The 12329-nt window shown below is 41.7% G+C and carries 9 protein-coding genes; 8 read left to right on the top strand and 1 reads right to left on the bottom strand.

Features of this window, described 5'->3' with window-relative positions; translation table 11 throughout:
- Positions 1-116: 116 nt before the first annotated feature.
- From dnaE to QR42_RS12910, 7 genes are all read left to right on the top strand, one after another.
- The gene (dnaE, locus tag QR42_RS12940) at positions 117-3452 is read left to right on the top strand and encodes a DNA polymerase III subunit alpha (RefSeq protein ID WP_039180575.1); all 3336 of its coding nucleotides are present in this window, start codon (positions 117-119) and stop codon (positions 3450-3452) included.
- 141 nt (positions 3453-3593) lie between these two features.
- The gene (locus QR42_RS12935; protein ID WP_025092260.1) at positions 3594-4826 is read left to right on the top strand and encodes an NADP-dependent malic enzyme; all 1233 of its coding nucleotides are present in this window, start codon (positions 3594-3596) and stop codon (positions 4824-4826) included.
- Between the two features lie 304 nt (positions 4827-5130).
- The gene (accD, locus tag QR42_RS12930) at positions 5131-6006 is read left to right on the top strand and encodes an acetyl-CoA carboxylase, carboxyltransferase subunit beta (RefSeq protein WP_034279640.1); all 876 of its coding nucleotides are present in this window, start codon (positions 5131-5133) and stop codon (positions 6004-6006) included.
- Positions 5991-6968: an acetyl-CoA carboxylase carboxyl transferase subunit alpha gene (gene accA / locus QR42_RS12925; RefSeq protein WP_039180569.1), complete on the top strand. Its 978-nt coding sequence runs from the start codon at positions 5991-5993 to the stop codon at positions 6966-6968. Before accD ends, accA begins: the two co-directional genes overlap by 16 nt.
- Positions 6969-7310: 342 nt before the next feature.
- Positions 7311-8270 (top strand): 6-phosphofructokinase, encoded by a 960-nt coding sequence (gene pfkA, locus QR42_RS12920; RefSeq protein ID WP_024424794.1) that lies wholly within the window; start codon positions 7311-7313, stop codon positions 8268-8270.
- Positions 8271-8297: 27 nt separating this feature from the next.
- Positions 8298-10058: a pyruvate kinase gene (gene pyk, locus QR42_RS12915; RefSeq protein WP_039180567.1), complete on the top strand. Its 1761-nt coding sequence runs from the start codon at positions 8298-8300 to the stop codon at positions 10056-10058.
- Between the two features lie 99 nt (positions 10059-10157).
- Positions 10158-10547, top strand: coding sequence for an FxsA family protein (locus tag QR42_RS12910; RefSeq protein ID WP_039180564.1), 390 nt, complete (start codon positions 10158-10160; stop codon positions 10545-10547).
- 24 nt (positions 10548-10571) lie between these two features.
- Here the strand turns inward: QR42_RS12910 and ytvI are convergent, their stop codons facing one another.
- Positions 10572-11690, bottom strand: coding sequence for a sporulation integral membrane protein YtvI (gene ytvI / locus QR42_RS12905; RefSeq protein WP_039180561.1), 1119 nt, complete (start codon positions 11688-11690; stop codon positions 10572-10574).
- Positions 11691-11790: 100 nt separating this feature from the next.
- On the opposite strand from ytvI, the gene QR42_RS12900 reads away from it, so the two are divergent.
- Positions 11791-12255, top strand: a complete 465-nt coding sequence (locus tag QR42_RS12900; RefSeq protein ID WP_007501699.1) for a DUF441 domain-containing protein — start codon at positions 11791-11793, stop codon at positions 12253-12255.
- The last annotated feature ends 74 nt before the right edge of the window (positions 12256-12329 follow it).

Raw genomic sequence — 12329 nt, 5'->3', positions numbered from 1 at the left:
AATATATGGTGTGTGCTGGACAAGTATGAACGGACAGAAAAGAAAGAACATTTGTTTCTCATCGCATCGCGTTTTATAATGAAAGAATGACTTTAGACGAAAGGAGTGGATTTAGCATGTCTTATGTTCATCTTCAGGTCCACAGTGGATACAGCTTGTTAAGCAGTGCAGCTAAAGTAAAGGAGCTTGTACTGAAAGCAAAAGAACTTGGCTGCAAGGCGCTCGCTCTTACCGATGACCATGTGATGTATGGAACGGTTGAATTTTATAAGGAATGTAAAAAACATGGCATCAAGCCGGTTATCGGTTTAACAGCTTCTGTCTTCATAGATGAACAAGAGACAGAGGCTTATCCCTTGGTACTCCTTGCAAAAAACAACGAAGGCTATCAAAACCTGATCAAAATCAGCAGTGTGCTGAAATCAAAATCAAAAGCCGGACTGAAAGAAAAATGGCTCAAAAGCTATCATCGCGGGCTCATTGCGATCACACCAGGTGCATCTGGGTATATTGAAACGCTTTTGCAGCATGATCAGATAGAAGAAGCGCGTGAAGCCGCCAAACAATTAAAGCATATATTCGGCGAGGGCCACGTGTACATCGCACTTCAGCCATTTCAGCAGGACGAATCGCTCACCAGCAAACTGCGGGACGTCTCACAAAGTGTGGACATACCTCTTGTTGCGACGGGGGATGTTCACTACATCAATCGAGAGGATAAAATGGCTTATACGTGTTTAAAGGCTATTAAAGCAGGAGAGCAGCTTTCAGAGATAGAGGAAGACCGAGGAGAAAAGCATTTCAGATCCATTGAAGAAATGTTGGAATGGTATAGAGATGATCGAGAGCTGCTGACAAGAACGGTGGAGATTGCAGACCGCTGCGAGGTCGATTTAAATCTTGGGCAGACAAAACTTCCATCCTATCCAACTCCTGATCAATCAACAGCAGATCAGTTTTTACGCAGAGTGTGCGCAGAAGGGATGATGCAAAGAAAGATTGCTTCACATGACACGTATGTCAAAAGACTTGAATATGAACTGAGCATTATCCAAAAAATGAATTTCAGTGATTATTTTCTCATTGTGTGGGATTTTATGAAGTATGCGCATGACAGAGGGATTGTCACAGGCCCTGGACGGGGATCAGCAGCGGGTTCACTTGTTGCATATGTTCTGTTTATTACGGATGTCGACCCGATCCGTCACGGTCTTTTATTTGAGCGCTTCTTAAATCCAGAGCGAATCAGTATGCCAGATATTGATATTGATTTCCCCGACACGAGAAGAGACGAAATCATTTCTTATGTAAAAGACAAATACGGAGACATGCATGTGGCGCAAATTGTCACGTTTGGAACACTTGCAGCAAAGGCTGCTTTAAGGGATGTTGGACGTGTGATGGGAATCGATTCAAAGGCAGCGGACCGTCTTGCCAAGCTGATTCCATCAAAGCCAGGAACGACGCTGAAAGAAGCGGTGACTGCATCTCCTGAATTAAAAACGATGCTTCAGCAATCTGAAGAGCTTCGAAAGGTCTTCCAAACTGCTTTAAAGGTAGAAGGCTTACCGAGACACACCTCGACACATGCAGCTGGCGTTGTGCTGAGCGAAGAGCCGCTGACAGAGGTCGTTCCGATTCAAGACGGCCATGAAGGTGTGTATTTAACGCAGTATGCCATGAATTATTTAGAAGATCTCGGACTTTTAAAGATGGACTTCTTAGGGCTCAGAAACTTAACATTAATTGAATCCATTAAAAACCAGATTGAAAGACAGGAAAACGTCCACATTAACTTTAGTGACATTTCATATGAGGATCAGAAAACGTTTGAATTGTTATCTGCGGGTGATACAACTGGAATATTCCAGCTTGAATCACAGGGAATGCGTCAGGTGCTGAGACGTCTGAAGCCGTCTAGTTTAGAAGATATCGTAGCGGTCAATGCCCTCTATCGTCCAGGTCCAATGGAAAATATCCCGCTTTTTATCGACCGAAAGCATGGCAGAGTCAAGGTCTCCTACCCTCATCCTGATTTGTATGACATATTAAAGGATACATATGGGGTCATCGTCTATCAGGAGCAAATCATGCTGATTGCAGCGAAGATGGCTGGTTTTCAGCTGGGCGAGGCTGATCTATTAAGAAGAGCTGTTTCGAAGAAGGATAAAAAGGTCCTTGATGAAGAGCGAAGCCATTTTGTTGAAGGATGCCTAAAAAAGGAGTATCCTGTTAACATTGCAAATGACGTTTATGACTTAATCGTCAAATTTGCAAACTATGGTTTTAATAGAAGCCATGCTGTTGCATATAGCATGATTGGCTTTCAGCTTGCTTATTTAAAAGCGCATTATCCGTTATATTTTATGTGCGGTCTTTTAACGAGTGTAATTGGAAATGAAGACAAAATTGCTCAATATTTCTATGAGGCGAAGGAAAAAGGGATATCTGTGTTGAAGCCTTCTATTAATAAGAGTGAGTTTCCATTTACGGTTGAAAAAGGGGAGATCCGCTACAGCTTAAGAGCGATTAAAAATGTCGGAGTGTCAGCTGTAAAGGATATATACAGAGCAAGACAGGAAAAGCCGTTTGAAGATTTATTCGATTTTTGCGCAAGAGTATCACCAAAGAGTGTCAACCGAAAAACGATTGAAGCGCTCATTTTTTCAGGAGCGATGGATGAGTTTTATCCCAATCGTGCTTCGTTATTAGCATCGATAGATATTGCGTTAGACCACGTGTCATTTTTAAATCCAGAGGATCAGCTGGACTTTCTTGGGGATACAACCTTCTCCATTAAGCCAAAATATGCGGAGATAGAAGAAATGCCGCTTGTTGATCTCCTGCAATTTGAAAAAGAGGCACTCGGGCTATACTTATCAAATCACCCAGTACAAGCATATCGAGAACGCTTAAGAGAGAATGGTGCAGTGGAAATCATCAGACTTTCTTCCTATATTAAGCGAAAAATTTCAATGGGTGGTCTTTTGACAAAAGTGAAATCGATTCGGACAAAAAATGGACAATCGATGGCATTTGTTACATTTGGGGATGAAACGGGAGAAATGGAAGGCGTCGTCTTTCCAGAGCAATTTAGAAAGCTGTCCCCCTTACTTGAGGAGGGCACCATGCTTTATGTGGAAGGCAGAGTAGAGATCAGAAATGACAGCAGTCAAATCATCGTGCAAGAAGCTGCTTTGCTTGAAGAGATGGACGTAAAAAGAAAAGAGTCTGTCTACATTCGGGTGAAAGAAGAGAATCATACGCAGGAGCTGCTAGAGCAAGTAAAACGAGTCCTTTCGATGCACAGCGGAGAAGCAGATGTCTATTTGTATTATGAGAAGCAAAAAAAGACGATGAGACTTCCAGATGCATACAAAGTTCATGCAGATCATGCTGTGATTTTCCAGTTAAAAGAGCTGCTCGGTGAACAAAACGTTGTGATTAAATGATGACAAATCGCCTGAATATGTTTTACAAATTCACCTATTGTGTTATCATTTTAAAGATTCTGTGTATTTAAAACTGCCAGTATGTGCTTATCAATTTAGCAAATCATTAAATCATTTTCCACTTGAAGGAGTGTTCATCACATGTCATTAAGAGAAGAAGCATTACATATGCACAAAGAGAATCAAGGCAAACTCGAATCAAAATCAAAAGTACAAGTGAAAAATGCGAAAGACTTGAGCTTGGCTTATTCACCTGGTGTTGCAGAACCATGTAAAGATATTTATGACGACACAAGCAAAGTGTATGATTATACAATGAAAGGCAATATGGTCGCTGTTGTCACAGACGGAAGCGCTGTTTTAGGGCTTGGAAATATTGGTGCAGAAGCATCTCTTCCAGTAATGGAAGGGAAAGCCGTATTATTCAAAAGCTTTGCAGGCGTAGATGCCTTCCCAATCGCGCTTGCAACGAACGATGTAGACAAAATCGTTGAAACAGTGAAGCTTCTTGAGCCGACTTTTGGCGGTGTGAACCTTGAAGATATTGCAGCTCCTAACTGCTTTATCATTGAAGAGCGCTTGAAAAAAGAGACAAACATTCCAGTTTTCCACGATGATCAGCACGGAACAGCCATTGTGACAGTAGCAGGACTTGTGAATGCACTGAAGCTTTCTGGAAAATCTATGTCTTCAATCAAAGTAGTGGCAAACGGCGCCGGGGCAGCAGGAATTGCGATTATCAAACTTCTTTATCATTTCGGTGTACGTGATATCATTATGTGTGATACGAAAGGTGCCATTTACGAAGGCCGCCCGAATGGTATGAATGCAGTGAAAAACGAAGTAGCTAAATTCACGAACCAAGACCGCAAAGAAGGTTCATTAGAAGAAGTCATTGAAGGCGCAGACGTCTTTATCGGGGTTTCTGTAGCAGGCGCTTTAACAAAAGAAATGGTTGGAAAAATGGCAAAAGATCCTGTCATCTTTGCTATGGCTAATCCAAATCCAGAGATTATGCCAGAAGATGCACATGCAGCAGGTGCAAGTGTTGTAGGAACTGGCCGTTCTGACTTCCCGAACCAAGTGAACAACGTACTGGCATTCCCAGGAATTTTCCGCGGAGCATTAGATGTACGTGCAACTCACATTAACGAAGAAATGAAAATCGCAGCTGTTGAAGCGATAGCGTCTCTTGTTTCAGATGAGGAATTGTCAGCTGAATATGTCATCCCTGCACCATTTGATGCACGCGTGGCACCAGCGGTAGCAAAAGCTGTGGCAAAAGCAGCAATGGAAACTGGCGTTGCAAGAATCAAAGTCGACCCAGAAGCGGTCGCTGAAAAAACAAGAAAATTAACGATTATCGGCGAATAATCAACTGGAAAAGTGTGCACGTTTTTTCTGAAATTGGAGGAAAAACGTGCAACATTTCCTCTCTTACGCGAAAAATTTTTCATCCGGAATGAGATTTTTTTGTAGACGTTCACAATTCAAACATATCAACTGCTCAGCGCCCCAAACACCTACTCATTTCTCATCAATTCCCCACTGAAAAAATTGAATGAAGGATGACAGCGTTTGACAAAAAAAGTACAATAGTTTCGGTACAGTTATGACATGTCCTATAATAGTGGATGTGCGTGTAAAGAAAAAACCCTTCAAAAAGGGAGGTAGTCATTTGTCAATCAAGAATATTTTCAGTAAAAAGAAAAAATATGCATCTGTACCCTCTGAACAGGCAAGCCAAGATGTGCCTGAAGGCATCATGACCAAATGTCCGCAATGTAAAAAAATAATGCTCACCAAAGAACTAGATAAAAATTTACGTGTTTGCATGAATTGCGGCAGACATTTGCAAATGAATGCAAAACAGCGTATCGAAAGCCTTGTAGATGAAGGCACATTTGAAGAATTTAACGGGCACCTCATTTCAGCAAACCCGCTCGGTTTCCCAGGCTACGAAGAAAAGCTTGAGAAAGACAGAGAAAAAACATCTTTGAATGAAGCCATTGTCACAGGTAAAGGTGAGATTGAAGGCCAAAGTGCTGTGATTGCTGTCATGGATGCCACGTTCCGTATGGGCAGCATGGGATCGGTTGTTGGTGAAAAGATCACACTGGCGATCGAGAAAGCAAAAGCGGACAAGGTTCCGTTTATTATCTTTACTGCATCTGGTGGAGCGAGAATGCAAGAGGGAATTCTCAGTCTGATGCAGATGGCAAAAACAAGTTCAGCATTAAAACTGTTCAGCGAAGATCAAGGGTTGATTATCTCTGTGATGACGAACCCAACAACTGGCGGTGTATCAGCTAGTTTTGCGTCTCTCGGTGATTACAACTTTGCAGAACCGGGTGCTTTAATTGGTTTTGCAGGCCGCAGAATCATTGAACAAACGATTCGTGAAGACCTGCCAGAGGACTTCCAAACGGCTGAATTTTTAATGAAGCATGGACAGCTTGATGCTGTCATCCATCGTGCAGAAATGAAAGAAACACTAGGCCGAATCTTAGCGCTACACAGCACAGGAGGTGAACGAGAGTGGCTGGAGAACTAGAATTTGAAAAACCTGTCATTGAACTTCGAGCGAAAATTGATGAACTGAAAAAGTTCACACAAAACTCAGAAATGGATTTAAGTGCAGAAATTGAGCGCCTTGAAACACGTCTGAGCAAGCTTGAAGCAGACATTTATACAAATTTAAAGCCGTGGGACAGAGTGCAGATTGCTCGGCATGCGATGCGCCCAACAACTCTCGATTACATTCAAGAGCTGTTTGACAACTTTTTCGAATGTCACGGTGACCGTTTTTATGGTGATGATGAAGCGATCGTTGGAGGAATTGCCACGTTTAAAGGGCTTCCTGTCACTGTTATTGGTCATCAGCGCGGTAAAGATACAAAAGAAAACTTGCGCCGTAATTTCGGAATGCCTCATCCAGAAGGCTACCGTAAAGCGCTGCGTTTGATGAAACAAGCAGATAAATTTAATCGCCCGATCATTTGCTTTATTGATACAAAAGGAGCTTATCCTGGTAAAGCAGCTGAAGAGCGCGGACAAAGTGAAGCAATTGCGAAAAACCTATTCGAAATGGCAGGACTTCGTGTACCGGTTGTCTGTATTGTCATTGGAGAAGGCGGAAGCGGCGGCGCACTAGGCCTAGGCGTAGGAAACCACCTATTCATGCTAGAAAACTCAACGTATTCAGTGATTTCACCTGAAGGTGCAGCAGCACTGCTCTGGAAGGACTCATCACTTGCGAAAAAAGCTGCAGAATCAATGAAAATTACCGCTCCAGACCTAAAAGAATTAGATATTATAGATGATGTTATTAAAGAAGTGCAAGGTGGAGCACATCGAGACGTGAAACAACAAGCAGCCTACATGGAAAATGTATTAAAACAATCACTTACATCTTTGCTCAAACTAACACCTGAAGAACTAGTCGAACAAAGATATGAAAAATACAAAGCAATCGGGAAAGTATCGATTGAAAATCAATATATTGGGGTAAACTAAATAAACGTACAGCCTTTTTGGCTGGCGTTTATTTTTTTTCATCTTTTTTCATGAAAACCGACCTCATGTAAGCGCTATTTGAAAATAATTTTCTTTTGTTTTCATAAAATTTGAAACGTCTGAAAACCCTGATATGACAAGGTTTATAGCACCTGCCTTTACAGATTTCAGAGAGATTTGCTTTCATGACGTTCTTAACTTTTGTTTAAAAACGGTTTATTTAATTGTATAATAAGTACGGTTTTAGAAATTCGTATTGAAAACATCCAAATTTGCTCATGATTGTTTTCAAGCAGTGGAAATGGTATGTTTAATTCATATATGGTCTCTGAGGTGAAAAAGATGAAGCGTATAGGAGTTTTAACAAGCGGTGGGGATTCCCCAGGAATGAATGCAGCTGTGCGCGCAGTTGTAAGGAAAGCAATTTACCATAATGTTGAAGTTTACGGTATTTATAATGGATACTCAGGTCTAATTAACGGTAAAATTGAGAAACTCGAAATAGGTTCGGTAGGCGATATCATTCATCGTGGAGGAACAAAACTTTACACGGCAAGATGTCCTGAATTCAAGACAGTTGAAGGTCGTGAAAAGGGAATTGAAAACTTAAAAAAATTCGGTATTGAAGGACTTGTAGTCATTGGTGGAGACGGGTCATTTATGGGAGCGAAGAAATTAACAGAGCTCGGTTTTCCATGTGTAGGTGTCCCTGGCACGATTGACAACGATATTCCAGGTACTGATTTCACTATTGGCTTTGATACAGCACTGAATACTGTCATTGATGCCATTGATAAAATTCGTGATACAGCCACATCTCATGAACGTACATACGTAGTGGAAGTAATGGGAAGACATGCTGGTGATATTGCCCTTTGGTCAGGTCTTGCGGGCGGAGCCGAATCTATTTTGATTCCTGAAGCAGACTATGACATGGACGAAATTATTGCTAGGTTAAGAAGAGGTCACGAGCGCGGCAAGAAGCATAGTATTATTATCGTTGCAGAAGGCGTAGGCAGCGGTGTTGAATTTGGTAAGCGGATTGAAGAGGAGACAAGCCTTGAAACACGTGTATCTGTCTTAGGACATATTCAGCGCGGAGGTTCTCCGAGTGCATTTGACCGTGTACTGGCAAGCCGTTTAGGAGCATACGCAGTCGAGCTTCTCCTTGAAGGACAAGGCGGACGCTGTGTAGGCATTCAAAGCAATGAACTTGTCCATCATGATATTTTAGAAATCTTAGATAAAAAACATACAGTCGATAAAAATATGTACCGACTTTCACAAGAGCTCTCTATATAAAACGAGAAGACCTTAGGAGGAACAGTAATGAGAAAGACAAAAATCGTTTGTACAATCGGTCCAGCAAGTGAAAGCATTGAAAAGCTGACTGAATTGATTGAAGCAGGAATGAATGTAGCCAGACTAAACTTCTCCCACGGAGATTTTGAAGAGCATGGTGCACGCATTGAAAACATACGTAAAGCAGGTAAAACATTAGGCAAGGACATTGCGATCCTTCTAGATACAAAAGGTCCAGAGATCCGTACACGTACAGTTGAAAACGGCTCAATTGAGCTAGTCGCTGGTGCTGATCTTATCGTGAGTATGGAAGACATTGTTGGAAATACGGAAAAAATTAGTGTGACATACGAAGATTTAATTCATGATGTAGAAGTAGGTTCAACGATTCTATTAGATGATGGTCTGATTGGTTTAGAAGTAAAAGAAATTAACAAGGACCGCAAAGAAATCGTCACTAAAGTCATGAATACAGGCACACTCAAAAACAAAAAAGGTGTCAACATACCTGGCGTCAGTGTGAACCTGCCAGGTATTACAGAAAAGGATGCCAATGATATTCTGTTTGGAATTGAACAAGGCGTCGATTTCATCGCAGCTTCTTTTGTGAGACGAGCTTCTGATGTTCTTGAAATTCGTGAGCTTCTTGAAAAGAACAATGCGACTGATATTCAAATCATTCCTAAGATTGAAAACCAAGAGGGTGTTGATAACATCGACGAAATCCTTGAGGTATCTGATGGTTTAATGGTTGCGCGTGGAGATCTTGGTGTAGAGATCCCGGCAGAAGAAGTACCTCTTGTTCAAAAAATGCTGATCAAAAAATGTAATCGTTTAGGCAAGCCTGTCATCACAGCGACTCAAATGCTGGACAGCATGCAGCGTAACCCTCGTCCAACCCGCGCGGAAGCAAGTGACGTGGCCAATGCTATTTTTGACGGTACAGATGCGATTATGCTTTCTGGTGAAACAGCAGCCGGAACATATCCAGTAGAAGCTGTACAAACGATGCATAACATTGCATCACGTTCAGAAGAAGCACTAAACTATAAAGCAATTCTTTCCCGCAGAAGCGAAGAAGTAGAAGTCAGCATTACAGATGCGATCGGTCAATCTGTTGCACATACAGCAATGAAGCTTGATGTGGCAGCCATTGTGACGCCTACGGAAAGCGGACATACAGCCAGAATGATTTCAAAATATAGACCAAAAGCACCAATCGTAGCAGTTACAGCAAACGAATCAGTGGCAAGAAAGCTTTCACTCGTATTCGGTGTATTTGCAAAGAGCGGATCAAAAACGACGTCTACTGATGAAATGCTTGAGAATGCAGTAGAAAAGTCTATTGAAACAGGCTATGTAAGACACGGCGATTTAATCGTCATTACAGCAGGTGTGCCAGTTGGTGAAACAGGTACGACGAACTTAATGAAAGTATATGTTGTCGGTGACATCATTGCGAAAGGTCAAGGTATTGGCCGTAAATCTGCATTTGGACCGGTTGTCATTGCACAAAGCGGAAAAGAAGCAGAAGAAAAAATGTACGACGGTGCGATCCTAGTCGCAAACTGCACAGATCGTGATATGATGGGAGCTTTAGAAAAAGCATCTGCCCTTATCACAGAAGAAGGCGGTTTAACAAGCCATGCAGCTGTTGTTGGATTAAGCCTTGGCATTCCAGTAATTGTTGGTCTTGACGGCGCAACAACACTATTAAAAGAAGGCGAAGAGATTACAGTAGATCCAGCACGCGGAGCGATCTACAAAGGCCGTGCAAGCGTCCTTTAAATCATCCAAGAGAGGAGTTGTCTGACTCCTCTCTTTTTTTATGTTACACTAAAAAAAGTAAACAGCTTTCGATGAAAGATACCCCATGAGGTGATATGGTTGAAGAAATATTTTCTACTATTATTAATTCTGTTCCCTGCGGTGGAAATTAGTTTATTTTTAATCTCAAGTAAAATCATTGGCATTTTGCCAACGATGCTGCTCATCGTGCTGACAAGTGCATTAGGTGCTTATTTCGCAAGAAAACAAGGAATAGAAGCCTTCCAAAAAGTACAGCGAGATTTACAATATGGCAAGATGCCAGGGGGAGCGATTGTCGATGGTTTTTGTATTCTGATTGGCGGTCTGCTGCTGCTCATTCCAGGCTTCTTATCAGATCTCATTGGGGCTTTGCTGCTCATTCCGGTGACGAGAAAGGGAATCAAGCCGCTCTTTGAACGCTGGCTTAGAAACTTGTCTAATCGCAACCGCTATACAATCATTCGCTAAAGAGACCTTCAGCCTAGGTCTCTTTTATTTTTGCATGCCATACCGAATGTACTCAAAAATATCTCTGAAAACTCCTGCATTACGGAATGCCTGCCACACGACAAGGGAAGCAGGGCCAATCACAAGTCCAAGAAAACCAAACCATTTTAACCCGACAAATAGCGCCACAAGCGTTGCTAGAGGATTAAGTCCGATGGATTTGCTTAAGACTTTTGGCTCTGATATTTGTCTTTGAATGAGGACAACAATATACAAAATGCCCAGTCCAATGGCGAGTGAAAGATTTCCTGTCATAGCAGAATAAATGATCCACGGTAGGAAAACAGTGCCGCTCCCGATATATGGAAGTAAATCGACAAATCCAATACATAAAGCAATCACAAGGGCATGCTCGACTTTTAAAACGATGAGTCCAATCAATACAATACCAATCGTCATGGCCACAAGCAGAAGCTGAGCCTTCATAAAACCGGTAATGGCTTTTTTAATTTCAGATAAAATGGCGCGTGTATGCTGCATCCATTTTGCGGGAAAGATACGTGAGCCATATGTTTTTAATGTAAACCAATCTTTCGTGATAAAAAAAGTTGCCAGAGCAGAAAATAACAATGTTGCTGCTGCATCAGGCAAAAGACCTAAAAAAGCCGGAATAAGCTCGAGTGTTTTTGAAAGAAAAGTCCCGATTTTTGCGGCAGCTTCATCACCGAGTGCTTGAATTTGTCCCAAAATGGATTCCTTTTGACCTGCTTGAAGCGTATTAAATTGGGCTGTGACATCATGATATAAAGGCAGAATTTTATCTGTGAAAAATTGCTCTACAATACCAATCAATTGATCAAGATGGCCAGGCAGCACCTTTGCCAAATAAGCACTTCCTGAAATGATTTCAGCCACTAAAAGCGTCATGAAGCCGGCGGCTGCGACTAAAAAGAGCAACAGTACAATGACCACAACAAGTCCTCTTGGCATCCCGGTGATCTCTTCAATTTTGCAGACGGCAGGGTGAATCAAACATGACACAATAAGGGCGATCCAAAAAGGATATAAAAACGGAAAAGACTGATATAAAAAGACAACAGCAAAAACAGCAATGCTGATTATCATCAAACTTCGCAGAAAAATGGCCACATAGGCGTGATTCACACAATCCCCTCCAAAAAACAAGCATGTCCGATACTTCATTTTATTCAAAAAGATTAGTAATATGAAAAGGTCGCAATAAAAAGAAAGAAAGGAGCGGCGTATGTTTACTCAAGCAAATTTATTTTTGGTACTTTTACTCGTTATTGCACTTATTGCAAAAAACAATTCGTTAATTTTAGCGGTCTCTGTACTGATCGCAATTAAGCTGATTGGCCTGGATCAAAAAATTTTCCCGGTTCTCCAATCTAAAGGCATTAATTGGGGAGTGACCGTTATTACCATTGCTGTGCTGGTCCCGATTGCAACAGGTGACATTGGATTTAAGCAGCTTGGAGAAGCGATGAAATCTTCCTATGCTTGGATAGCTCTTGGAGCGGGTATATTAGTAGCATTAATTGCAAAAAACGGGATTGTGCTACTCGAAAATGATCCGCATATTACGGCAGCGCTTGTGTTCGGTACCATTTTGGCAGTCAGCTTATTTAAAGGGGTGGCTGTTGGCCCGCTCATCGGGGCAGGAATTGCTTATTTGGCGATGCAGGCTGTGAAATTTTTCAGCGGATGAAAAGAGAGTGGTTCCTGCCACTTTCTTTTTTAAATTTTTTCTTGCGTGAGCTTTTGCAAAAAAACATAATTAAA

This window comes from Bacillus sp. WP8 (genome assembly GCF_000800825.1).
GTDB lineage: Bacteria > Bacillota > Bacilli > Bacillales > Bacillaceae > Bacillus > Bacillus safensis.
Note: the sequence above shows the minus strand (reverse complement) of the source record. Positions and strands in the feature narration are given on the sequence as shown.